Origin of the sequence: Streptomyces sp. NPDC003456 (genome assembly GCF_042878735.1) — a bacterium.
GTDB lineage: Bacteria > Actinomycetota > Actinomycetes > Streptomycetales > Streptomycetaceae > Streptomyces.
Genome location: NZ_JBIAOK010000009.1, coordinates 40,003 through 63,578 on the forward strand (window position 1 = coordinate 40,003; position 23,576 = coordinate 63,578).

Annotated in this window: 23 protein-coding genes; 12 read left to right on the top strand and 11 right to left on the bottom strand. The window is 72.1% G+C overall.

Features of this window, described 5'->3' with window-relative positions; all coding sequences use genetic code 11:
• Positions 1 to 153: 153 nt before the first annotated feature.
• Both ACFYWG_RS31745 and ACFYWG_RS31750 read right to left on the bottom strand, forming a co-directional pair.
• Entirely contained in the window at positions 154 to 1,290 is a 1,137-nt protein-coding gene (locus ACFYWG_RS31745; protein WP_389204361.1) for a hypothetical protein, read from the bottom strand.
• Between the two features lies 1 nt (position 1,291).
• Complete coding sequence (locus ACFYWG_RS31750) at positions 1,292 to 1,795, bottom strand: DUF4365 domain-containing protein (protein WP_190898855.1); 504 nt, start codon at positions 1,793 to 1,795, stop codon at positions 1,292 to 1,294.
• Between the two features lie 666 nt (positions 1,796 to 2,461).
• On the opposite strand from ACFYWG_RS31750, the gene ACFYWG_RS31755 reads away from it, so the two are divergent.
• Positions 2,462 to 2,692, top strand: coding sequence for a hypothetical protein (locus ACFYWG_RS31755; protein ID WP_383686511.1), 231 nt, complete (start codon positions 2,462 to 2,464; stop codon positions 2,690 to 2,692).
• A 79-nt stretch (positions 2,693 to 2,771) separates the two neighbouring features.
• Here ACFYWG_RS31755 and dapA read toward each other — a convergent pair whose 3' ends face one another.
• Positions 2,772 to 3,656 (bottom strand): 4-hydroxy-tetrahydrodipicolinate synthase, encoded by an 885-nt coding sequence (dapA, locus tag ACFYWG_RS31760; RefSeq protein WP_389204362.1) that lies wholly within the window; start codon positions 3,654 to 3,656, stop codon positions 2,772 to 2,774.
• Between the two features lie 209 nt (positions 3,657 to 3,865).
• Between dapA and ACFYWG_RS31765 the strand changes: the two genes are divergently transcribed.
• The 3 genes from ACFYWG_RS31765 (at position 3,866) to ACFYWG_RS31775 (ending at position 5,533) form a co-directional block, all read left to right on the top strand.
• Complete coding sequence (locus ACFYWG_RS31765; protein WP_376326033.1) at positions 3,866 to 4,285, top strand: phage holin family protein; 420 nt, start codon at positions 3,866 to 3,868, stop codon at positions 4,283 to 4,285.
• Positions 4,282 to 4,647 (top strand): DUF3618 domain-containing protein, encoded by a 366-nt coding sequence (locus tag ACFYWG_RS31770; RefSeq protein WP_376326032.1) that lies wholly within the window; start codon positions 4,282 to 4,284, stop codon positions 4,645 to 4,647. The genes ACFYWG_RS31765 and ACFYWG_RS31770 overlap by 4 nt, the downstream gene beginning before the upstream one ends.
• A gap of 211 nt (positions 4,648 to 4,858) precedes the next feature.
• Positions 4,859 to 5,533, top strand: a complete 675-nt coding sequence (locus ACFYWG_RS31775) for an antibiotic biosynthesis monooxygenase (RefSeq protein WP_389204363.1) — start codon at positions 4,859 to 4,861, stop codon at positions 5,531 to 5,533.
• 38 nt (positions 5,534 to 5,571) lie between these two features.
• Here the strand turns inward: ACFYWG_RS31775 and ACFYWG_RS31780 are convergent, their stop codons facing one another.
• Positions 5,572 to 7,401 carry an endonuclease/exonuclease/phosphatase family protein gene (locus ACFYWG_RS31780; RefSeq protein ID WP_383504083.1) on the bottom strand — a complete coding sequence of 610 codons (1,830 nt, stop codon included), beginning with the start codon at positions 7,399 to 7,401 and terminating at the stop codon, positions 5,572 to 5,574.
• A 312-nt stretch (positions 7,402 to 7,713) separates the two neighbouring features.
• Here ACFYWG_RS31780 and ACFYWG_RS31785 point away from each other — a divergent pair, with 312 nt between their 5' ends.
• The 8 genes from ACFYWG_RS31785 (at position 7,714) to ACFYWG_RS31820 (ending at position 16,733) form a co-directional block, all read left to right on the top strand.
• Positions 7,714 to 9,129: a hypothetical protein gene (locus ACFYWG_RS31785; RefSeq protein ID WP_385419406.1), complete on the top strand. Its 1,416-nt coding sequence runs from the start codon at positions 7,714 to 7,716 to the stop codon at positions 9,127 to 9,129.
• Positions 9,130 to 9,283: 154 nt separating this feature from the next.
• Entirely contained in the window at positions 9,284 to 10,738 is a 1,455-nt protein-coding gene (locus tag ACFYWG_RS31790; protein ID WP_389204364.1) for an alkaline phosphatase PhoX, read from the top strand.
• Between the two features lie 335 nt (positions 10,739 to 11,073).
• Complete coding sequence (locus tag ACFYWG_RS31795) at positions 11,074 to 12,657, top strand: TROVE domain-containing protein (protein ID WP_389204365.1); 1,584 nt, start codon at positions 11,074 to 11,076, stop codon at positions 12,655 to 12,657.
• Positions 12,658 to 12,776: 119 nt separating this feature from the next.
• Positions 12,777 to 13,418, top strand: a complete 642-nt coding sequence (locus ACFYWG_RS31800; RefSeq protein WP_385419399.1) for a GntR family transcriptional regulator — start codon at positions 12,777 to 12,779, stop codon at positions 13,416 to 13,418.
• A 27-nt stretch (positions 13,419 to 13,445) separates the two neighbouring features.
• Positions 13,446 to 14,462, top strand: a complete 1,017-nt coding sequence (locus ACFYWG_RS31805; RefSeq protein ID WP_385419396.1) for a 1-aminocyclopropane-1-carboxylate deaminase — start codon at positions 13,446 to 13,448, stop codon at positions 14,460 to 14,462.
• A 108-nt stretch (positions 14,463 to 14,570) separates the two neighbouring features.
• A complete protein-coding gene (locus ACFYWG_RS31810; protein ID WP_383504089.1) occupies positions 14,571 to 14,975 on the top strand; it encodes a VOC family protein in 405 nt (134 codons plus the stop codon).
• A gap of 57 nt (positions 14,976 to 15,032) precedes the next feature.
• Positions 15,033 to 16,070, top strand: a complete 1,038-nt coding sequence (locus tag ACFYWG_RS31815; protein ID WP_389204366.1) for a LacI family DNA-binding transcriptional regulator — start codon at positions 15,033 to 15,035, stop codon at positions 16,068 to 16,070.
• A gap of 87 nt (positions 16,071 to 16,157) precedes the next feature.
• On the top strand, positions 16,158 to 16,733 hold the full coding sequence (locus ACFYWG_RS31820; protein ID WP_383504091.1) for a TetR/AcrR family transcriptional regulator: 576 nt from the start codon (positions 16,158 to 16,160) through the stop codon (positions 16,731 to 16,733).
• A 133-nt stretch (positions 16,734 to 16,866) separates the two neighbouring features.
• Here ACFYWG_RS31820 and ACFYWG_RS31825 read toward each other — a convergent pair whose 3' ends face one another.
• The 7 genes from ACFYWG_RS31825 to ACFYWG_RS31855 all read right to left on the bottom strand — a co-directional run bounded on the left by ACFYWG_RS31825 (position 16,867) and on the right by ACFYWG_RS31855 (position 23,443).
• Complete coding sequence (locus tag ACFYWG_RS31825) at positions 16,867 to 18,066, bottom strand: TerD family protein (RefSeq protein WP_389204397.1); 1,200 nt, start codon at positions 18,064 to 18,066, stop codon at positions 16,867 to 16,869.
• Positions 18,067 to 18,130: 64 nt separating this feature from the next.
• Complete coding sequence (locus ACFYWG_RS31830) at positions 18,131 to 18,352, bottom strand: hypothetical protein (protein ID WP_389204368.1); 222 nt, start codon at positions 18,350 to 18,352, stop codon at positions 18,131 to 18,133.
• Positions 18,353 to 18,432: 80 nt separating this feature from the next.
• Positions 18,433 to 19,422, bottom strand: coding sequence for a zinc-dependent alcohol dehydrogenase family protein (locus ACFYWG_RS31835; protein ID WP_389204369.1), 990 nt, complete (start codon positions 19,420 to 19,422; stop codon positions 18,433 to 18,435).
• On the bottom strand, positions 19,419 to 20,270 hold the full coding sequence (locus tag ACFYWG_RS31840) for a carbohydrate ABC transporter permease (RefSeq protein ID WP_383504094.1): 852 nt from the start codon (positions 20,268 to 20,270) through the stop codon (positions 19,419 to 19,421). The genes ACFYWG_RS31835 and ACFYWG_RS31840 overlap by 4 nt, the downstream gene beginning before the upstream one ends.
• The gene (locus ACFYWG_RS31845; RefSeq protein WP_383504095.1) at positions 20,267 to 21,208 is read right to left on the bottom strand and encodes a carbohydrate ABC transporter permease; all 942 of its coding nucleotides are present in this window, start codon (positions 21,206 to 21,208) and stop codon (positions 20,267 to 20,269) included. The genes ACFYWG_RS31840 and ACFYWG_RS31845 overlap by 4 nt, the downstream gene beginning before the upstream one ends.
• Positions 21,205 to 22,578: an ABC transporter substrate-binding protein gene (locus ACFYWG_RS31850; protein WP_383504096.1), complete on the bottom strand. Its 1,374-nt coding sequence runs from the start codon at positions 22,576 to 22,578 to the stop codon at positions 21,205 to 21,207. The genes ACFYWG_RS31845 and ACFYWG_RS31850 overlap by 4 nt, the downstream gene beginning before the upstream one ends.
• 88 nt (positions 22,579 to 22,666) lie before the next feature.
• Positions 22,667 to 23,443 carry a DeoR/GlpR family DNA-binding transcription regulator gene (locus tag ACFYWG_RS31855; protein ID WP_376333966.1) on the bottom strand — a complete coding sequence of 259 codons (777 nt, stop codon included), beginning with the start codon at positions 23,441 to 23,443 and terminating at the stop codon, positions 22,667 to 22,669.
• Positions 23,444 to 23,576: the final 133 nt, after the last annotated feature.

The window sequence follows — 23,576 nt, forward strand, 5'->3', positions numbered from 1 at the left end:
GCGCCACTCGCCGTAGCCATCTCCCGGCATCCGTGACGTTCAGCACCGCAGGTCACGGCCGTGGGTGATCAGTTGTGGCTCTGCTGAGCTGTCGGTAGTTGTTGACGTTGGTCAACGTTGAGCGCCCTTCCACGGCCCGAGGACGGCCCGTGCCTAGTCGTCCGCTCCCAAAGATGGATCAGGGCCGAAGCCAGCCACATTCATTCGAGCCTGGCCCCCAGGAGGACTCGTCAATGTCCCGCGCACGCGAACGGGAATTCCTGCGTCGTGGCAGCGCACGGCCGTGTGGTAGTCGCCGTCAGCTAGATTCATCCATACAGTGCGGCTCCGGCGCTGAATGAGCGTTTTCACTCCGACGCGACCAGTGTCGTCCTCAGGGTGGCGGCTGAGATCGGTGACCACGCCGTAGATCACATGCTCACTCGTGTAAACCTTGGTCTTGAGCTGCTCCGACACGCGGTCGACGATATTGATCGCATCGCCGTTGAATTCAACCCGTGCCGGAGTGCCAGGCGGTGGGGCGGCGACGCGAGACCAGTTGAAAGATACGTCAATTGCGCTTACGGACTCGGTATTCACAACCCTGGTTAGAGCCTGGCACAGTTCGTAGGAAACTCCCTCGCCGATGGAGTCGTTGATTTCACTCCGGGTCGGTTCACGCTCGGCGCCTGCCATGTCCTCTAGTACGCCTAGTGCACGGGACATGGTGGCAGTTACTCGGCGGTCGAAGAGAGTCTCTTCTACCTGCACGTCGATGTGGTCTTGACGTGGTGAATATACATCCTCTTGAGACCGCGCCTGGCTGATAATAGGCACGATGTAGGAGCCGCGGCGGGTTTGGCCTAGACGGACTTCTCGCGCTTGGTCACGCGCCCGGGTCGGGAAGTTCCGGAAATGTCCTTGACGCCGGATGGTTGCTGCAGCGGAAGCGACACGAAGGCGCTTGGCAGAGACAAAGAGCTCGTAGCCGGATTCAAGCGGGATGGACCCGTCGCTCAGTGATGGGTGAGACGCTCTGAGATCAGTGACGTCGTGGTAAACGGTGGCAATGGCGTCGTGGACGGTCTGAACCTCCTCGGACTCGACCCTTGCCAAGTCTTGGAGGAGGATCCGTGTCCGCTTAGCGAAGTCTGGTGCGCCGGGCTTCATTGGGACTAGGACGACTTCATCCGCCGGCCCGGGGAGGCTCCACAGCTCGGCGACGTCTCCGCCCGATACGGGAGCCCACCCGGTGACCTTCAAGTAGCTGCGGATCTCTCCGGGGCCAAAGTCTGGGCCGTTGTCCACCATGTCAGTTCAACCCCAGACCAGCGCTGTTGGTCATGCGTCGCGCCGCATCGAACATGGTGCCCATGGCCTTCACGGTGAGCTCCTGGTGCTCAGGAAGGTGAATTGCGGTGGTGGAGCTGCCGGCAGCATGTCCCATGCCATGGAGAGAGGCCCAGTAGCCGTGGCAGGCAAGGACTATCGAGTCGGACTGATGGGTGACCCACCGCCCTATGTCGGGCGGAACGATGAGTAGGGCCAAGTGCCCAGGTGCTGAGCGCTCCGGGTCACGCAACTTGTCGTAGGTCTCGATGTCCAGGTCAAAGCTGTAGCCGCTCCGCACAGTGCGCGGGCTCTGGGTGCACTTGAGCTGAATGTCGACCATAAGGCCTCGTGAGCGGAGAGTGACGTCTACGCCGTCTTTGTCCACATTCCAGTCACAGAGCGTGTACCCGCCTTGCGTGGCTAAGGCATGCACGTACGCACGACTTACCTGCTCCTTCTGCCAGCTCGTCGCCTCTGCAGCCATGCCACCCCCCCAGGTTGCGTGATCGCGAGGATAGGCGGCCTGGGTGCGCGAGGGAATAGCGCGTGTACGGGCATGTCGGGGCTTGTGTCGTTGGTCGGCACCGAACGCCCTTCCACGCCCCAAGGGCGGCACGACCCGGAAGGGTGCTCGGCGTTGCGGTGAGGCGTCCGTGTCTTATCGGGGCGGACCGGCCGACGTGACACGACTGCAGTACTCAACGCGCCGACGGGTCTCCGGCCATACCTGGGAGGAGGCTCGGAAGAAGCTCACCGAGCTGCTCTCCAAGAGCGACCAGGGCATTCCTGCGGCCGACGCGACCGAGAGTCAGGACTCGAACCTGCGGCCAAGCGCTTAGAAGATGCGGGCATGCCCTGGTAGATGCACCCGATCGGCTTACGTTGGCACCGTGCTGGGCCGCTGAGTGATGCTGCCGTCCGCCGTCGTTGCCGTCAGCGCTGCCGTCACTGCCGTCGGGCAGCGCTTCGCCCCGTGTTGACTGCGCTCAGTTCAGCCACAACTGACGCCCCGGGCGGCCCGGGGCGGTCTCCGGCCGGCCCGGGCCTTCCCGTACGGATGACCCGGCGTGACCTCGCGGTGGTTTCGGCAGATGAACGGGTGGAGGCAGTCTCCGATCAGCAGCCGAAACGACGAAACGAGGACCGGGACATGAGGAACGAGCGGGGGCGGGCCGTGGCGCGCCGTCTGGCGGTGGCCGTCGCGGCACTGGCGGTGTGCTGGGTGCCGGTGGGCGGCGCGCACGCCGACGAGACCAACACCGGTTCGCGCAACGGGCACCGGATCGGCCTGCTCAACGTCGAGGTCGGCCAGATCGACGATCCGGCGGAGGACGTCCTGGAGCACACGCTGCTGTTCGGTGACGGGTACGCCTGGAACTGAGCCGGCGGCACTGCCGACGGGAACGGCCCGTGCCGCGCACACCGGCGGCACGGGCCGTCCCCGTCGGCCGTCGGCCGGTTCAGGCCGCGCGCAGCTCCGCGTGCAGCGCGGCGAGATCGGCGGCCGTGTCCGGGTCCGCGGCGCACAGGGGAGGGCGGACCGGGCCCGCCGGCAGGGACAGGGCGTTCAGCAGGGACTTGGTGGTGACGGTGCCCGGCAGGCCGGCTGCCATCATCGCCTCGATGAGCGGGGTGGCACGCTGCTGCAGGCGGGCCGCCCGCGCGGTGTCGCCGGCGTCGAAGGCGTCCAGCACGGCCCGCAGACGGTCCGGGACCACGTTCGCGACCGTACTGACGTAACCGGCGCCGCCCACGGCGTACAGGGCGAGGTTGTGCTCGTCGCAGCCCGCGTAGTAGGCCAGGTCCGTGCGGGACAGCACCTTCTGCGCGGCGAGGAAGTCGCCCGAGCAGTCCTTGACCGCGGTGATGCGGGGGTGCGCGGAAAGGCGCAGGAGCGTCTCGGCCTCGATGCGGACGCCGGTGCGCGCGGGGATGTCGTAGAGCATGAGCGGGAGCCCCGCCACGTCGGCGATCTCGCGGAAGTGCGCCTCGATCGCGTCCTGCGGGGGGCGGCTGTAGTAGGGCGCGACCACCAGCAGGCCGTCCGCCCCCGCCTTCTCCGCCTCTCCCGCCAGCTCCGCGGTGTGGCGCGTGTCGGACGTGCCGACGCCCGCGACGATCGCCGCCCGGTCCCCGACGGCCTCGCGCACGGCGGTGATCAGGGCCGACTTCTCGGCGTCCGTGGTGGTCGGGGACTCACCCGTCGTGCCGGACAGGACGAGGCCGTCGCACCCGCCCGCGACCAGATGGGCGGCGAGCCGCTGGGCGCCGTCGAGATCGAGGGTCCCGGACTCGGTGAAGGGGGTGATCATCGCGCAGAGCGCGCGGCCGAAAGGTGACGTCATGGCAGTAGTGTCGTCCCCTTCATTGTGTAGCTCCACTTAAATCTTCTACCGGATACTCTTCAGTGCTGCTGCGAGGTGAGAGCCGGGTGGCGCGTACGGCCCGCCCGGGTCGGCGGACGGGGTGAAGGCGCCGGACCGCAGGGGTAGCGGACCGGGCGGCCGGGTACTCGGCTTGCTGCTCCGAGAGGCGTTCGAGAGGAGGCGGAAGCGTGACCGGGACCATGGATCATCGAGTCGTGAGCGACGGGCACCGCTCCGTGGGTGAACTCGTCAACCAGGCCGCCGAGCAGGCCTCCCGGCTCGTACGGCAGGAAGTGGCGCTCGCCAAGGAGGAGTTGGCCGAGAAAGGCCGCCGGGCGGGGCGCGGCGGCGGGCTGCTGGGCGCGGCCGGGGCCGTCGCGTACGCCGGGTTCATCGCGCTGGCCGGTACGGGGGTCGCCGCGCTCTCCCTGGTGCTGCCCGTGTGGGCGGCGGCGCTGATCGTCACCGGGGTGCTGTTCGTGATCGCGGGTGTGCTGGCCGCCCTCGGGCGGGGGCAGCTGCGGCAGGCCGCGCCACCGACGCCCGAGAGGGCGATCGGCAGCGTCAAGGCCGACGTGGAGGAGATCAAGGAAAGGGCGCACCGATGACCAAGCCGACGGGCGGGGCCAAGGGGCCCGACGAACTGCGGCGGCAGATCGAGCAGACGCGCGGTGAACTCGGCAACACGGTGGAGGAGTTGGCCGGCAAGGCCGATGTGAAGGGGCGGGCCCTCGCCCGGGCCGCCGACCTGCGGGACAAGGCCGGGGCGATGTCGGTGCAGTTGCGCAGCAGCGCGGCGCAGGCGGGGCACGCGGTGCAGGAACGCGCGGCACACGCCGGGCCGGGCCCGGTGCGGACGCTGGTGCAGGCGGGGGTACGCCATCCGCGGCCGGTGCTGGTGGCCGGGGCGGCCGCCGGAGTGGTCGCGGTCGGGGTGCTGCGCTGGAGGCACGTCCACGGCCACCACTGACGACGGGGCCGGTCGGCCGAGCGGATCGTGGGCGGGCGGCGCGTCCGCCGCGGAGCGGGTGCGGGTGCGCGTGCTCCGCCCCGATCCGCCACGGGCGTCGACGCGTACGCGCACGCGGTGGCAGGCGGCTTCCGGTGTCCTTGACCTCAAGCACGGTCGAGGTCGCAGGGTGAGGGGTGCACACCGAGCGGCGCTACGACTGGAGTGGTCCATGCGAACCCGAGAGCACCCCGACCTCACCGACCCCCGCGTCGGTGCCCCCTTCTTCAGCACCTGGCGGGTCGGCACGCCCGAGCGGCAGCGGCTGACGGTGGAGGCCGTCGCACGCACCTGGGAACGGCGGCCCTGGCCCGCGAACGGGCTGCTGGGCTACCACGTGTACACCGGGCTCGACGGGTCGACGCTGCTGCACCACTCCCGGTGGAGCAGCGAGCAGGACTACGAGGCGTTCGTCAAGACGCACCGGCAGGAGCGCGTCGACGAGATCGACACGGCGGTGCCGGGGATCGAACGGGTGGAGCTGAGGCGGTACCGCCGGTACCGCAGCCGGGAGCGAGCGGCGGGGGAGGCGCGGGTCCCGGGCCTGATCGTCACCGTGCGCATCGACTTCGCGGCCGCCGGACGCCGCGAGGAGTGGGTCGACCTGGTGCTGAAGGCCCTGGAGGACGACGCCGAGGGCCACGCCGGACTGGTGTCCGCCCACTTCCACCTGAGCACGGACGGCGGGCACGTGCTGAACTACGCCGAGTGGGAGAGCGCCGCGGCCTACGACCGGGCCCTGGCCGCGCCGTCCACCGACACCTGGGAACGGGTGCGGACCCACGACGGCGTGGCGCGTGTCGTCGGCAGCCGCTACACGCACGCGCTGGGGCTGGTGCCCGGGTGAGGGGCGTGGGGCCGGCGCGGCCGGCCCCACGCGCGGTGTCACGGGCGGAACCGCAGGATCTGCGGGTCGTGGTCGCTGATCTGGTCGTGGAACTCCGCGTTGATGTGCACGCTGTCGTACTCCAGGTCGCAGCCGCGGCGGATCGACGGGCTGACCAGGATCTGGTCCAGGACCTGGCTGTTGCCCTGGTAGACGTACGAGTAACGCTCGCTGCGCGGCAGCGACTTGATCGCCGACCAGAGCTCGCCGCGGCCCTCCAGGAGCTGCGCGGTCTTCGAGAACTCGAAGTCGTTGATGTCGCCCAGCGTGATGACGTCCGCGTTCTTCTGGGTGTCGAGGATGTCCTTGACGAAGGCGTTCACCACCGTGGCCTGCTGGTGGCGCTGGGTCTCGGAGCTGCGCGCGGGGGGCTGGTACTGGGAGGTGAAGCCCTGGTCGCCGCCCTTGGAGTTGAAGTGGTTGGCGATCACGAAGACCGTGCGGCCGCGGAAGACGAACTCGCCCGCCAGCGGCTTGCGGCTGTTCTTCCACGCCGCGTCGGCCGGCGCGACCCGGCCCGGACTCAGCGTCAGGTGCGCCTTGCCGCGGATCTTCGTCACGCCGGTGGCCGTCGTGGCGTCACCGCCCGCGCGGTCCGCGAAGGAGACCCGCTCCGGGTTGAACAGGAACGCCTGGCGGATGTTGCCGCCCGGCTCGCCGCCGTCGGTGCCGTCGGCCGGGTCGATCGCGCGCCAGTCGTACGCCGGGCCGCCCGCCGCGGCGATCGCGTCGATCAGCTTCTTCAGGGTCTGGTCGGCGGCGACCGTGCCGTCGTTCGTCGCGCCGTTGTTGTCCTGGATCTCCTCCAGGGACACGATGTCGGGCGACCGGAGGTTGTTCACGATCGCGGCGGCGTGCGCGGCGAACGTGTCGTCGGACGGGTCGAGGTTCTCGACGTTGTAGGTGGCGACCGCGAGTTCGCCGGACCGCTGCTTGCGGGTCGTCTCGCGCTCCAGACCCGCGCTCTCCAGCGTGCCGAGCTCGCTCGCGACGAGGGTGTAGCCGCCGAACTGGTTGTAGTCCAGGGGGCCGGCCGTGCTGCCCGCGAGGGTGTCGCCCACGTTCGCCTTGGGGAAGGCGGCGGGCGTGCCGAGCGACTGGATCTGCAGACGGCCGGTGTTCTGGTCCTCGTAGGAGCCGTAGACCGTGCCGCCGTGGCGGCTGGGGTTCTCCTGCGGCTTCACCGTCACCCACAGCTCGGTGTACGGGTCGGTGGCGCCGACCACCCGGGTGTCGGTGACCCGGACGGTCATGCCCTCCAGCGCCTCGTAGTGGTCCAGGGCGTACGTGCCGGGCTGCAGCGGAAGGGCGTTGACCGAACCTCCGGCGGCCGCGTCACCGGCCGGGGCGTAGGCCGCCGGGACCGAGTCCGAGGTGATCGCCGTCGCGGCGGGGAGGGCGTTGCCGCCGGAGACGACGGTGGTCGTCGGCTTGGTGATCTGCGTGACGGACTGGTTGCCGGAGTTCGCGCCGCCCGGGACGAACTCCGTGACCGTGCCGCTCACCGTCACGGAGTCGCCCACGGCGACACCCTTGGGGGTGGAGCTGGTGAAGACGAAGACGCCCTCACTGGTGGCCGCGTCGGCGTCCGGGTCCGGGTCCTGGATCCAGAAGCCCCGCGAAGAGCCGTAGGTCCGGACGCCGGTGACGATTCCGGCCACGTCGGTGACCTGCTTGCCCGCGTAGGGGGACGTCCGGGTGCTGCCCTGGATGTCGTGGATGCGGACCGACTCCGCGTGCGCGGGGGTGGTGAGGACGATCGTGGATGCCGCGGAACAGGCGGCGGCGACGGTGAGCGCGGCGAGGCGCGCGGACGACTTGCTCGGCAACGGGATTCCCTCCGGGGACGTGACAGGGCGCCGGGACGAGGGCGAACGAGTGGGACGACTGCTGGCCGCTCCCGGTGGGGCGGGGGCGGTGACGCGCGTAGACGGTGGCGGGAGGCGTGGACGGGGTGGGGTCGGTCCGGTGAACAAGTGTCCGCCGACTTCTACGCGCGTCAATCTCCAGCCTGTTCATGTCACTTGTCAAGGTTTCGGCCATGTACGGAGGCTGTCGGGGAGATGAAGTGGGCGGCATGGGTGGAAATCCGTCTAGGCTGAGCGGTTGAGTCACCTGAGGCGCGCTAGGAGAACCAGCCGATGTCAGACAGCTCCCCCCTGCCGCCCGTGCGGCTGCACAGCGAAGCGGAGCTGGCGCGCGACGCGCTGTCCACACCGTTGCTGTCCCGGGCCGCCCGGCTCGCCCGCTGGGCCGGGCCGGACACCCGCGTCGACGCGGGGGGCGGTCTCGTCGACGAGCAGCTTCCCGCCGCCGCCGAGGCGCTCGGGCTGAGCGGCGACGACGCCGCGGCCGACGCGAGCGAGGCCTGGCGGGTCGCCGTGGACGCCGGTCTCGTCGAGGTCGTCGACGAGGAGGAGGGGACCGTCACGGCGGGCGAGGACCTCGCGCTGCTCACCGGCGGTTCCCCGCAGGACGTCCTGGCCGTCTGGCTGGCCGCCCTGGAGACCGTGCTCGCCGACGCGAGCGTGCCCGACCTGGACGGACTCCTCGACGAGGGCGGCGAGATCGACCTCTCCGCCCTGGACTGGGACCCGGAGGCCGAGGCCGAGTTCCTCGACGGCGTCCTCGGCAACCTCTACCTGCTGACCGCCGGCGAGGACACCCCGGGCGCCCCCGTGCCCCTCCCCGCGCTGGCCGCCTCGGTGATCGTGCCGAGCGACATGGGCGAGCCCACCGACGACGTCCTGGAGCAGGTGTCGGACGCGATGATGCGGCTGGACGACCAGTTCCGGATGCTGGAGCCGGTCGGCTTCGTCGCGTACCAGCCGGTCGACGAGGCGCTGATGGCCGACGCCGACGAGGAGCCCGCCGCGCCCGTCGACGACACCGACGTCTCCCGCTACGGCATGGTCCGGCTCACCCCGCTCGGGCTCTACGGGATGCGCGCCCGGCTGCTGGAGGCCGGGTTCGACGCGCCCGCCGTCGGCGGCCTCGCCGACAAGGGGGCCGACGCGCTGCTCGACGGCACCGCCGCCTACCCGCCCGGGGCCGCGCAGGCCGAGACCGAGCAGTGGCTCCAGCGGCGCGAACCGCTGGACGCGGCGCGGGAGTTGCTGGCGGCGGCGCGGGGTTCCGACGCCGGGGCGCCGCTGCGGCGGCTGCGCTGCCAGCAGGCCCTGTCGCTGGTGGGACCCTCCGCCGAACCCGCCCTGCGCGAGGTGCTCGACGACGCCGAGCTGGGCGGGCTCGCCCGTGTCTGGCTGACCGAGCAGGGCGCGGCCGACGTGCCCGCGCCCTCCGAGGCGATGGTGTTCTGGCTGACCATCGACACGGTCGCCGCGCAGCTCGCCGCCGAGGGCAACTCCGAGGAACTGCGGGCCCTGGTGGCCGGGCTGGCCCAGCAGCACAGCGGGTTCTTCTCCGCCGTGTGGCGGGTCGAGCACCCGGCGACCGCCGACGTGCTGGAGGCGATGGGGCGGCTGCACCCCGACAAGAAGGTCGCGAAGGAAGCACGCAAGGCCGCGTTCAAGGCGCGGTCGCAGCAGGGCGGCTGAGACCGCGGTCCGGGTGCGGCGGTGCTGTGGCTGGTCGCACAGTGCCCCGCGCCCCTTCGGGCGGAGTTCAACTCGCGTTCACGGCTGAGCGGGACGGTATGGCCGAACGAGGTCCGCCACCTCCCACGGCACCCTCACCGTCTCAGGAGACTCCATGCCGCTCACCCGTAGGGACTTCGCCAGGAACACCGCGATCACCGGTGCCGGTGTCGCCCTGGCGGGCAGTGTCGGGGCCCTCGCCACCGCCCCGAACGCCCTCGCGTCCTACGACTCCGACAGCGCCGAGGGTGCCGAGGGCGCCGCGGACGTCCGGCACGGCGTCGGCTACGGGCCGCTCGTCCCCGACCCCCGGGGGATCCTCGCCCTGCCCGCCGGCTTCACGTACCGCGTCCTCACCCACAGCGGCAAGACCAAGCTGGAGTCGGGCGAGTTCACCCCCTCCAACCACGACGGCACCGCCGCCTTCGCCGGACCCCGCGGCACCACCCTGCTCGTCAACAACCACGAGCTGAAGGGCCCGCGCGCCAAGTGGGCGCACCCCGTGCCCCTCACCGAGGGCCTGGTCTACGACCCGGCCGCGGCCGGCGGCTGCACCGTCGTGGAGGTGCGCCCCGACGGACGCGTCGCGGAGTGGGTGGGCATCGCCGGCACCTCCACCAACTGCGCCGGCGGCCGCACCCCCTGGGGCACCTGGCTCACCTGCGAGGAGAACTCCGACAAGGCCGGCGTCAACGGCATGACCAAGGACCACGGCTACGTCTTCGAGGTCGACCCGAGCGACCGCCGCGCCAACCGCGACCCCAAGCCGCTGAAGTTCTTCGGCCGCTACGACCACGAGGCCGTCGTCATCGACCCCAAGCGCGGCCACGCCTACCTCACCGAGGACGCCTCCGGCCCCAACGGCCTGTTCTTCCGCTGGACCCCGCCGAAGGGCTTCGCCTACGGCCCCGGCACCTTCCGCACGCTCGCCGACGACGCCGGCGTCCTGCAGGCGCCCAAGTGCTTCGACTCCGGCGGCAGGTTCGTCGACGACCTGTCCCGCGCCACGCGCATCGGCACGGTCTACGGCGTCGACTGGGTGGACGTCCCCGACCGCGACGCCCGCACCACCCCCGTGCGCAAGCAGTTCGGCGACCGCGACGTCACCCGCGCCCGCAAGCTGGAGGGCATGTGGTGGGGCGACGGCGGTGCCTACATCGTCTCCTCCTACGCCCGTGACGAGAGCCCCGTCCGGCACGACGGCCAGGTCTGGTTCTACGACCCCAAGCGCCGCACCCTGACGCTGAAGGTCCTGCTCGGTGTGAACCCCGACCCGTCCGCGGACGGCGCGCTCGACGGCCCCGACAACATCACCGTCTCCCCGTACGGCGGTCTCGTCATCGCCGAGGACGGCGAGGGCGTGCAGCACCTGTTCGGAGCCACCGACAGCGGACGCACCTACCCGATCGCCCGCAACGAGCTGAACCTCGGCACCGAGGAGGAGCCGGAGTACAGCGAGTTCGCCGGAGTCACCTTCTCGCCCGACGGCCGGACCCTTTTCGCGAGCATCCAGACGCCCGGCATCCTGCTCGCCATCACCGGTCCCTGGAAGCGGCAGAAGAAGCGCTAAATTCGTTCGCAGCCGCCGCCGCGCGCCTCCTACAGTGAGATCACGACGTCACGCACCTCCCGGTGCGATGGCAGCGGCTCCTTCTCTTCCGAAGAATCCGACGCCGCCGCCGACTTGATCTCGGGAGGCGCGGCACGGTGGGTGCCCGGTGCGCAGGCAACGGCTACTTCCTGGGATCGGGCGGTTGCGGGTTCGAGTCCCGTCGGCGACTTCGGGTCGCCGTAGCTCAAATGGCAGAGCGCCTGAAAAGTCCGTCGCCGACTTCTGTCCTCGGGCACCCACCCCCTTTCTGCCGCGACTCCCTCGAACACGAGAAGAATTCGGGGGAATTCACCATGGCACGATTCAATGGCAAGGCGGCGCGGGCCCGTCCCGCCTCGCGGGTCACCTCCACGGGACGCGTGCTGCGCACCTACGAGGGCGGCCGGGGCGCCGAGCGCGACCCGCGCTCGGAGCTGTTCCTGCTCGCCGTGTCCCACCTCGTCTCCCAGCGGAGCTTCTACGAGACCGGTGCCGACCGCGACGACCGGTTCCGCCGGCTCGTGCGCGAACTGGCCGTCACCGACCCGCAGTGGACGGCCGGACTGCTCGGCTGGCTGCGCGGCGCGGGCAACCTCCGCACCGCCTCCGTCGTGGGCGCCGCCGAGTACGTCAAGGCCCGCCTGGACGCCGGGGCGACCGGCGGCCCGTCCAACCGGCAGGTCGTCGACTCCGTGCTGCGGCGGCCCGACGAGCCCGGTGAACTGCTCGCCTACTGGACCACGACGTACGGCCGCAGCGTGCCCAAGCCGGTCAAGCGCGGCGTCGCCGACGCCGTACGCCGCCTCTACCACGGCAAGGCGCTGCTGAAGTACGACACCGCCTCCAGGGGCTACCGCTTCGGGGACATCCTCAACCTCGTGCACGCGGCTCCGGATCCGGACAAGCCGTGGCAGGGCGAGCTGTTCCGCCACGCCCTCGACCGCCGGCACCACCCGGACACCGCCGTGCCGCCCGCCTCCGAGCCGGTCCTCACCGCGCACCGCGCGCTGACGGCCCTGCCCGTGGCGCAGCGGCGCGCGGTCGTGACCGCCGAGGACGCGGCCGAGCGGCTCGCCGAGGCCGGCATGACCTGGGAGGCGCTGGCGGGCTGGCTGCAGGGGCCGATGGACAAGGCCGCCTGGGAGGCCGTCATCCCGTCCATGGGGCCGATGGCACTGCTGCGCAACCTGCGCAACTTCGACGAGGCCGGTGTCTGCGACGAGGTCGCCGAGCGGGTCTGCGCACGGATCAGCGACCCGGCGGAGGTCGCCCGCTCGCGGCAGTTCCCCTTCCGCTACCTCGCCGCCCACCAGCACGCGCCCTCCCTGCGCTGGTCGTACGCCCTGGAGCGGGCGCTCGGCCACTCGCTGGCCAACGTGCCGGCGCTGCCCGGCCGGACGCTGGTGCTCGTGGACCGCTCGGGTTCGATGTTCTGGTCGCGGCTGACCGACCGCTCGGCGCTCACCTGGGCGGACGCGGCCGCGGTGTTCGGCACGGCCGTCGCGCTGCGGGCCGAGCGCGCGGACCTGGTCGAGTTCGGCTCCACCAGCGACCGCGTGCCGTTCCGCACGGGCGAGTCGGTGCTGAAGGTCCTCGACCGCTTCCACAGCCTCGGCGGGACGGACACGACCGAAGCGGTGCGCCGGTACTACGACGGGCACGACCGGGTGCTGATCGTCACCGACGAGCAGTACACGCACCACCACCGCGGCGGCCCGGCCGAACAGGTGCCGGCCGACGTGCCGCTCTACACCTGGAACCTGGCCGGACACCCGGCGGGCCACGGCCCGTCGGGCGCGGCGAACCGCCACACCTTCGGGGGCCTGTCGGACGCCGCGTTCGGCATGGTCCCGCTGATCGAGGCCGCCCGGGACGCCGACTGGCCCTGGGCGGCCTGAGCGGCCGGTGCCCGCACCGCGTGGGGAGTGCGGGCCCCGGCCGCCCCGCCGCTCCCGCAGCCTCGCCGGTGGCGGACGGCCTCTTGTCCGGTCCTGCGTTGACATCTAACATTTCAGTCGTGGAAGCCATCCGGCCCGTGCCCCGCACCCTGCTCAGGGACCGGGCCTACGAGGCGATCAGGGACGCCATCGTCGCCGGGGAGATCGAACCCGGTGCGGTGGTGCGGGACGCCGACCTCGCCGAGCGGCTCGGGCTGTCCCGCGCCCCGGTGCGCGACGCCTTCTCCCGGCTCGTCGACGAGGGGCTGCTGGAGAGCAAACCGCAGAGCTACACCCGGGTGACCCCGCTGGTGGCCGCCGATGTCCGGGACGCCGCGGCCGTCGTCGGGGCCATGCACGAACTCGCCACCCGGGCCGCCGTGCCCCGGCTGACCGCCGCCGACATCACCGCCATGCGCGCCGCCAACGAGCGGTTCGCCGCGGCCGTGGACAGCGGGGACGTCGAGGCGGCCCTGCGCGCCGACGACGCCCTGCACGACGTCCTCGTCCGCGCCGGCGGCAACCGCGCGGCCGCGGCGACCGCCGCCCGCTACACCCCGCTCATCCGCCGCCTGGAACGCCGGCGCTTCGGCGAGGGCGGCAGCTGCCGCTCGGCCGGGCTGCACGAGCGGCTCATCGAGGCGTGCGAGGCCGGGGACGCGGCCGGGGCGGTCCGCGTCACGGCGGAGATCTGGCGAGGGCTCGAAGAACTCGCCGACTGACGGACCGGAACCCGACCGGGAGGACCCATGTCCCTTTCCTCGTACGCCCGTTACCCCCTGCTCTTCGGCCCGTCGCCCGTGCACCCGCTGGAACGGCTCACCGCCCACCTCGGCGGCGCCGCCCTGTGGGCCAAGCGCGAGGACTGCAACTCCGGCATCGCCTACGGCGGCAACAAGACCCGCAAGCTGGAGTACCTCGTCGCCGACGCCCTCGCCCAGGGCTGCGACACCCTCGTGTCCATCGGGGGCGTGCAGTCCAACCACACCCGCCAGGTCGCCGCCGTCGCCGCCCGCGCCGGACTCGGGTGCGTGCTCGTGCAGGAGAGCTGGGTCGACTGGCCCGACGCGGTGTACGACAAGGTCGGCAACATCCTCGTCAGCCGGCTCGCCGGGGCGGACGTACGGCTGGTGAAGGCCGGGTTCGGCATCGGCTTCAAGGAGAGCTGGGAACAGGCGCTGCGCGAGGTCGAGGAGTCCGGCGGGAAGCCCTACGCCATCCCCGCCGGCGCCTCCGACCACCCCCTCGGCGGACTGGGCTTCGCCGCCTGGGCCCACGAAGTGGCGCAGCAGGAACAGGACTTGGGTGTCTTCTTCGACACCGTCGTCGTGTGCTCGGTGACCGGGTCCACCCAGGCCGGCATGGTCGCCGGCTTCGCCGCGCTGGAGGAGGCCGGGGGACGGTCCCGGCGCGTGCTCGGCATCGACGCCTCGGCCGCACCCGCCGCCACCCGTACGCAGATCGCCCGGATCGCCGACCGCACGGGGCGGCTGATCGGGGTCGCCCGCGAGCTGACCGAGGCCGACGTCGAACTCGACGACCGGTACCACGCCGGCGTCTACGGCGTCCCCGACGAGACCACCCTGGCCGCCATGCGCCTCGCCGCACGCACCGAGGGGATGGTCACCGACCCCGTCTACGAGGGCAAGTCCATGGCCGGCCTGGTCGACCTGGTACGGCGGGGCGAGATCGGCCCCGACGCGACCGTGCTCTACGCCCACCTCGGCGGGCAGCCGGCCCTGAACGCCTACAGCGCCCTGTTCTAGGGGCCTTGCGGGCCTTGCGGGAATCGGCCGGACGGCGGGTGCGTTGTCAGCGGCGGGACGACACCGCCGCGGCCGCCGGCGGTGAGCCGACGTCGCCGAGGAGGCGCCATGTCCGACGCACCCGCCGTCCGGGAGCTCCGCCTGGTCGTGACCGCGGACGACTACGAGGCCGCCCTGCACTTCTACCGGGACGTCCTCGGCCTGCCCGAGCGGGGCGCGTTCGCCTCCGAGGGCGGCCGGGTCACGATCCTGGAGGCCGGGCGGGCCACCCTGGAGCTGACCGATCCGCACCACGCCGCGTTCATCGACGACGTGGAGGTGGGGCGGCGCGTGGCCGGGCACATCCGCGTCGCCTTCGAGGTGGACGACTCGGCCGCCGTCACCGCCCGGCTGGAGGCCGCCGGTGCCGAGGTCGTCGCCGAGCCGGTCCGCACCCCGTGGAACTCCCTCAACGCCCGGCTCGAAGCCCCGGGCGCCCTGCAGTTGACGCTGTTCACCGAACTCGGCGACTGACGGGCCCGCCCGGCCGTCCCTGCCGGCGGGTGCCCGGCGCCGGATACAGTGCTGGACGTGTGGACCGACGACCAGCGCGCGGAGCCGGGAGCCGAACGGCCCGGCGGTGCGCGGCGCCGGGCCACGATCCACGACGTCGCCCGCATGGCCGGTGTGTCCCGCCAGACGGTCTCCCGGGCGGTCAACGACCAGGGCGAGATAGATCCCGGTACCAAGGAGCGGGTCCTGGAGGCCGTGCGGCTCCTGGACTACCGGCCGAGCCGGTTCGCGCGCGGCCTGGTGCAGAAGGGCGCCGTCACCGCGGGCCTGGTCATCCCCGACCTGCGCAACCCCTTCTTCCCGGAGGTCGCCGCCGGGGTGCTGGAGGCCGCCGAGCAGCGCGGCTGGCAGGTCGTCGTGTGGGACTCCCGGATCGACGAAGCCCGCGAGCGGCAGGCCCTCGACGTGCTCTCCCACCAGGCGGACGCGGTCATCGGCTACTTCAGGGACCCGGACGAGGTCCTCACCCGGCACATCGGCGGCGTACCGCTGGTGCTGCTGGAGCGCGGGCCCCGGCAGACCCGGTTCGCCGGCGTCGGGATCGACGCCGCCGGCGGGGTCGCCGCGGGGCTCGGGCATCTGCACCGCACCGGGCACCGTCGGATCGGCATGCTGGACGGCGTGCACGGGCCCGGGCCCCGGCGGCAGGCCTTCCTGGATCAGGTACGGCGGCTCGGGCTGCCGGTGGACGAGGACTGGGTCGTGACGTGCCCGGAGCACAGCGTGGCGGGCGGTGAGGCCGGTATGGAGCGGCTGCTGCGGGCACGGCCCGGGATCACCGCCGTGTTCGGCTTCAACGACCTCATCGCGGTCGGGGCGATGCGCGCCGCCCGCCGCCACGGCCGGCAGGTCCCGGGCGACCTGGCCGTCCTGGGCTTCGACGGACTCTCCCTGGGCGAACTGGTGGAGCCCGCCCTGACCACCCTGCACATCGACAAGGTGCGGCTGGGACGGCTGGCCGTGGAGCAGGTGGCCCGGCTGCGGACGGGCGAGGAGCCGCTGCGGGGCGCGGACGCCTCGGTGGTGCCCGAACTGGTGGTGCGCGCCTCCGCCTGAGCCCCGCGGGCCGACCGGCGCGGACGGTGCGGCGGGCCGGTGCCGCTAAGGTGCCCGAAAAGGGTTCCGGCCGGTCGTGAGGAGGGCGTGGTGCAGGTCAGGCCCATGCGGGCGGATGCCCGGCGCAACCGCGAGCGGCTGCTGGACGTGGCCGTGGAGGCGTTCGCCGCCCACGGGGAGAACGCGTCCCTGGACGACATCGCCAAGCGGGCCGGTGTCGGCTCCGGCACGCTGTACCGGCACTTCCCGACCCGCCAGGCGCTGCTGGAGGCGGTGTACCTGGACCGCATCGAGGCGATGGCCGCCCGGGCCGACGCACTCGCCGCCGCGCTGGCACCGGGCGAGGCGCTGGCGGAGTGGCTGTACGAGGTGGGCGCCGGGCTGATCCGGATGCGCGGGCTGCGGACGCTGCTCGGCCCGGCCGTCACCGGCGCGGCGCCCGCCGTGGCCACGGCCTGCGGCGACTCGGTGCGCGACGCGGCGCGGCGGCTGGTGCGGGCCGCGCAGGACGAGGGCACGCTGCGCCGGGACGTGGCAGCGGAGGACGTCCTGCGCCTGGCCCACGGTGTGGCGACGGCGTCCGAACTGGCGGACGGGGAGTGCGGTCACCTGCGGCGCTACCTGACCCTCCTGACGGAGGGACTGCGCCCGCGCGAGGGCTGACGGGGCGCTCGCGCCGGTGGGACGCTCGCGCCGGCAGGGCCCCGCCGGACGCCCTCGGAAGGGCGTCCGGGGCGCGGCCCGCACGGCGTCCGGGGGCGGCCGCGGGGCGTCGCAGGGCCCGTGCGGCCGGGTGTCACAGGGCCTGTGCGGCCGGCTTCACCATCCCCCGCACCGTGCGCGACTTCACGAAGTCGCCCATCGCCGTCATCTCCCACTCGCCGGAGAACTGGCGGATCAGCTTGGCCATCATCACGCCCGTCTGGGCCTCGGCGCTGGTCAGGTCGAAGCGGACCAGCTCCTCGCCGGAGGAGGCGTCCAGCAGGCGGCAGTACGCCTTGGCGACCTCCGTGAACTTCTGGCCGGAGAAGGAGTTGACCGTGAAGACCAGGCCGGTGACCTCCTGGGGCAGGCGGCCGAGGTCGACCGTGATGACCTCGTCGTCGCCGCCGCCCTCACCGGTGAGGTTGTCGCCGGAGTGGCGGATCGCGCCGCCCACGATCTGCAGCTTGCCGAAGTAGCAGCTGTCGATGTGGTTGCGCTGCGGTCCGTAGGCGATGACCGAGGCGTCGAGGTCGATGTCCTTGCCGCGGTAGGCGGGCTCCCAGCCGAGGCCCATCTTGACCTGGGACAGCAGGGGGCGGCCGCCCTTGATGAGGGAGACGGTCTGGTTCTTCTGGAGGCTGACGCGGCCCTTGTCGAGGTTGATCTTCCCGGCGCCGGGCGCGGGCGGCGGGGGCGTCGCCGGGGCGGCCGGGGCGGCCGCGGGCGCGGTGACGGGCGGGGCAGGCGGCTGCACCGGGGCCGGCGGCGCCACCGGCTGGGCCGGGGCGGCCGCGGCGGGCTCCTCGACCGTCACGCCGAAGTCCGTGGCGATGCCCGCCAGGCCGTTGGCGTAGCCCTGGCCGACCGCGCGCGCCTTCCACTGGCCGTTGCGCAGGTAGACCTCGACGATCACCAGGGCCGTCTCGCTGCCGAGCTGCGGGGGCGTGAACGTGGCCAGGACCGAGCCGTCGTCCGCGTTGCGGAGGGTGGCCGTCGGTTCGACGCCCTGGAAGGTCTGGCCCGCGGCGTCCGGGCTGGCCGTGACGACGATCTTCTCGATGCCCGGGGGGAGCGCGGCCGTGTCGACGGTGATCGCGTCGGGGGCGGAGCCGCCGCCCGAGCGGTACGTCACGCCGGGGCCGGACGGCTGGTTGTAGAAGATGAAGTCGTCGTCGGAGCGCACCTTGCCGTCGGCGGTGAGCAGCAGGCCCGATACGTCGAGCCGCACCGGAGCGGCGACGTCCACCGTCACGCGGGCGGCGGACAGGGGGATGTTCGAGCCGGGGGTCATAGCTGTCATGCCGGGTGAACGAGCGAGGCGGTTTTGCCGTTCCCTTACCTTGCTGCCATTCGGGTCAGCGGCGGTTGCGCGGGTGGTCGCGGCCGGTGCGTTCGTTGCCGCGCTTGTAGTTGCCGGTCCAGCGGGCCATGACGAGCTGGGGGTCCGAGGTCTCGACCTCGGCGAGGAACCGCGCGGCCCGCGACCCGTTCAGGGTGGTGGCGGGGCGGCCGTGGTGGCTGATGCGGACGGTTCCGCCGGTGTGCTGCTCGTAGGTGAATCCGTGCGGTCGTGGCATGCCGTGAGGGTACGGGGACGGGGCGGAGCGGCCCACCGGATTTCCGCCCGCCCCGCCCTCACGCGGCGGTCCCCGGGGTCCTACGGCACGACCACGATCTTGCGGCCGACCCCCGCCGCGAACTGCTCCAGCGCCTCGGGGTACCGCTCCAGCGGGATCCGGTCGCTGATGAAGACCTCGGGGTCGAGGACGCCGTTCGCGAAGAGCTCCGCGGCCCGTTCGAAGCTGTGCAGCACAGCCATCGAGCCGGTGATGGTGATCTCCTGGTTGTAGATCCGGTACGGGTCGATCGTCACACGCGTCGCGTAGTCGGCCACGCCGAACTGCAGGAACGTGCCGGCCTTCGCCACCCGGTCCAGGCCGTCCTGGATCGCCGCCGCGTTGCCGGTGGCGTCGACGACCAGGTCCCAGCCCTGCGGACGGTCGAGTTCGTCCGGGTTCGCCGCCGATCCCGAGACGCCGAGTCGGCGGGCCGTCTCCAGCCGGGCCGGGTTCACGTCGACGACGTCCACGCTCGCCGCGCCGGTGCGCTTGGCCAGCTCCAGCATCATCAGGCCCATCGTGCCGGAGCCGTAGATCAGCACGTGCGCGCCGAGGCGGGACCGCAGGACGTCGTAGCCGCGCACCGCGCAGGACAGCGGCTCCACCAGGGCCGCGTCCTCGGTGCGGACGTGGTCCGGGAGCTTCACGCAGTTGGCCACCGGCGCGACGGCGTACTGCGCCGCGCCCCCGGCGGTGGTCACGCCGATCGCCGCCCAGCGTTCGCAGAGGTTGTTGCGGCCGGTACGGCAGTAGCGGCACTCGTGGCAGTAGAGCGACGGGTCGACGGCGACCCGGTCGCCCACGGCCACCTCCGTGACCTGGGTGCCGACGCCGACGACCTCGCCCGCGAACTCGTGCCCGGGCACGATCGGCAGCTTCGGGGCGAACTCGCCCTGGAGGATGTGCAGGTCCGTGCCGCACAGCCCGCAGGCCGCGACCTCGACGACGACCTCGCGCGGCCCCGGCGACGGGTCCGGGACCTCGGTGACGACGGCCCGGCCCACGGACTCGATGACGGCGGCCTTCATTTCACGGCTCCCAACGACAGACCCTGGACCAGCTTGTCCTGGGCGGCGAACCCCGCGGCGAGCACCGGCAGGGAGATGACGAGCGACGCGGCGCACACCTTCGCCAGGAACAGGCCCTGGCTGGTGATGAAGCCGGTCAGGAACACGGGGGCGGTCTCGGCGACCACGCCGGTCAGCACGCGGGCGAACAGCAGCTCGTTCCAGCTGAAGATGAAGCAGATCAGCGCGGTGGCGGCGATGCCCGGCAGGGCGATGGGGGCGACGACGCGGCCCAGGACGGTGGGCAGCCGGGCCCCGTCCACCCGGGCCGCCTCGATCACCGCGACCGGGATCTCGGCGAGGAACGACTGCATCATCCACACCGCGATCGGCAGGTTCATGGAGGTGTAGAGGATGACGAGCAGCCAGATGTTGTCGAGCATCCCGGCGTTCTTGGCGAACAGGTAGATCGGCAGCAGGCCCGCCACGACCGGCAGCATCTTGGTGGACAGGAAGAAGAACAGCACGTCCGTCCACTTGCGGACCCGGTTGATCGACAGGGCGTAGGCCGCGGGGAAGGCCAGCAGCAGGACCAGCAGCGTCGACGCGACGGACGCGACCGTGGAGTTGATCAGCGCAGGCCAAGGGCTCGCGCCGCCCCCGGCGCCGAAGAACTCGCGGTAGCCGTCCAGGGTCAGGGCGGCCGCGAAGGACGGCGGGTTGGTCGCCGCGTCCGTCTCCGAGTGCAAGGACGTCAGCGCCATCCACGCGACGGGCAGGAAGAACGCGATGCCGAGCAGCCAGGCCAGCAGGCCCAGGCCCGCACCCTTGCCTCGGACACGGCGGGCACGCGGGGCGACGGTGCTCATGCGCGGGACACCTCCTCGCGGAACAGGGACGACACCACGCGCAGGGCGAAGGTCGCGATGACGATCGAGCCGATGACCACCAGGACGCCCGCGGCCGAGGCGAGGCCGTTCTCGTGGGCCTGGTAGAAGGTCTGGTAGACGGTGTAGGGGAGGTTGGCGGTGCCGAGGCCGCCGGACGTGATCGTGAAGACCGCGTCGAAGTTCTGCACGATGTAGATCGAGCCCAGCAGGGCGCCGAGTTCGAGGTAGCGGCGCAGATGCGGCAGCGTCAGGTGGACGAAGATCTGCCAGTCGCTCGCCCCGTCGACGCGGGCCGCCTCGACCTGCTCGTGGTCGCGGCTCTGCAGGCCGGCGAGCAGGATCAGCATCATGAACGGCGTCCACTGCCAGACGAGTGCGGCCTCGACGGCCGGCAGCGGGGTGCTGGAGATCCAGTCGGGCTGCGGGCCGCCCACGTAGTGCAACAGCCCGTTGAGCAGGCCGTATTCGGGGTTGTAGAGCACGTGCTTCCAGAGCAGGGCCGCCGCGACCGGCACCACCAGGAAGGGCGCGATCAGCAGCGTGCGGACGAGTCCGCGGCCGCGGAACCTGCGGTCCAGCAGCAGCGCCAGGACCAGGCCCAGCACCAGGCTGGCCAGCACCACCGCCACCGTCAGCAGGACGGTCGTCCACACCGAGCGGCGCAGGTCCGGGTCGGTGAGGACCTCCTGGTAGTTGTCGAGACCGGCGAAGTGACGGGCCTGCGGGTAGAGGGAGTTCCAGTCGAAGAAGGAGATCACCAGTGTGGCCACGAACGGCAGCTGGGTGACGGCGATCATGAAGACGAGGGCGGGCAGCAGCGGGGCGCGGGTGGCCCAGGCGCGCAGGCGGGCGGAGGGCCGGCGGACCGGGGTGTGCGTGCCGGGGGCGGCCACGGGGGCCGTGGTGGTGGCGGTCATCGTCCCTCGTACTCCTCGGAGATCTTCTCGGCGAGCGCCTGGGACTTCCTCAGGGCCGACTCGACGGACTGGCGTCCGGCGATGGCCGCGCTGATCTCCTGGGAGACCTTGGTGCCCAGGTCGGTGAACTCGGGGATGCCGACGAACTGGATGCCGGGCGCGGGCCGCGGCTGCACGCCCGGATCGGTCGGCCGCGCCTGCTCGATGGCCTCCTTGGTCATCTCCTGGAAGGCGGCGGCCTCCTTGCGGTACGCGGGGTTGGCGTAGGTGGACGCCCGCTTGCCGGCCGGGACGTCGGACCAGCCGACCTCGTCGCCGACCAGCTGCTCGTACTCCTTGCCGGAGGCCCACGAGACGAACTTCCAGGCGTTGTCCGGGTTGCGGGAGGCCTTCTGGATGCCCCAGGCCCAGGTGTAGAGCCAGCCGGAGGACTCCGTCCGCTCCACGGGGGCGGGGGCGTAGCCCACCTTGCCCTTGACCGGGGACCCGGCCGCCTCCAGGGAACCGGCCGCGGAGGTGGCGTCGTACCACATGGCGACCTTGCCCTGGGTCATGTTGTTGAGGCACTCGGCGAACCCGGCCTGGGCCGCGCCGGATTCGCCGTGCTCGCGCACCAGGTCCACGTAGAACTTGGTGGCCTTCTCGAAGGCGGGGGAGTCCAGGCGGGCCTTCCAGTCCTGGTCGAACCAGGTGCCGCCGAAGGTGTTCACGACCGTCGTCAGCGGTGCCATGACCTCGCCCCAGCCGGGCAGTCCGCGCAGGCAGATGCCCTTCATGCCGGGTTCGGCGCCGTCGGCCTTCGCCGCGAGGTCCGCCACCTGCCGCCAGGTGGGGCGGGCCGGCATCGTCAGGCCCTTCTTGTCGAACACGTCCTTGCGGTACATCAGGAACGACGACTCGCCGTAGAAGGGCTGGCCGTAGAGCTTGCCGTCGTCGGCGGTGAGGGACTGGCGCATCGGCTCGAGCACGTCCTGCTCGTCGTAGGCCGGGTCCTTCGCCACGTAGCCGTTCATCTCGTGCAGCCAGCCGTTGCGGGCGTAGATCGGGATCTCGTAGTTGGACAGGGTGGCGACGTCGTACTGGCCGGCCTGGTTGGCGAAGTCCTGGCTGATCTTGTCGCGGACGTCGTTCTCGGGCAGGACGGTGAAGTTGACCTGGATGCCGGTCTCTTCGGTGAAGTGCTCGCGGGTCAGCTTCTGCAGTTCGACCATCTGCGGGTTGTTGACCATCAGGACGTTGATGGCGTCGCCGCCGGATCCGGCCCCGCCCGCGCCGACCCAGCAGCCGGAGAGCAGCGGGGCGAGCAGCGTCCCTGCGGCGGCCAGGGCGAGCGGGGCTCGCGGTGGCCGTCGTCGGCTCTGGGTTCGCATGGATCGCTCCTGGAGGTATGGGGACATCAAGGGTGTGCTGGGGCGCGCCGCGGCGGCGGGCGCCCCGGCGTGTACGAGTGCGGTCGTCTCAGACGCGGATGACGTGCGGCCCGAGCAGGGAGTACCGGTGGGCCTCGGAGGACGGCAGCAGGGTGCTCGTCACGATCGTCTCCAGCGCGCCGACCTCGGCGAACCGGCAGAAGCTGACCGCGCCGAACTTGGTGTGCACGCCGACGAAGACCGTGCGCCGGGCGGCCCGGAGCGCCTGTGCCTTGACCTCGCTCACGGCCGGGTCCGGGGTGGTGAGGCCGTGCTCGCGGGAGATGCCGTTGGCGCCGATGTAGGCCAGGTCGACGACGAAGCCGGACAGCATCTTCGTCGTCCAGTGGTCGACGGTGGCGAGTGTGCCGGAGCGCACCCGGCCGCCGAGCAGCAGCACGGACACGGTGTCGGTCCCGGCGAGCGCGCCCGCGACCGGCAGGGACGCGGTGACCACGGTCAGCGGCCGGTCCCTGGGCAGCGCCTCGGCGATGAGCTGCGGGGTGAAGCCCTCGTCGATGAAGACGGTCTCGGCGTCCCCGAGCAACTGGGCCGCGGCGGCCGCGATCCGGCGCTTCTCGGGGACGTGGCTGGTGGCCCGGAAGGCGAGGGTCGTCTCGAAGCCGGCGCTCTCCACCGGGTAGGCGCCGCCGTGCGTGCGGCGCAGCAGCCCGTGGTCCTCCAGGACGCGCAGATCCCGGCGGACGGTCTCCTTGGCCACGCCCAGTTCGCTCGCGAGGGCCGTGACGTCGACCGCGCCGTCGCGCCGTGCGGCCAGCACGATCTCGCGCTGGCGCTCCTCCGCCGTCTTGTTCACGGCCGTCACCCGCCTTCCTCCCGTGCCTTGCCCGTTCGGGCCCGAGTGGGGCCTCGCAGGAAGTTCTACAGCGGGTCGCGCTGCCCGGACCAGGTCTGTCGCGACGGCGATCGTGCCCGGGTGTGCCCGTTCGGTCGTCGGT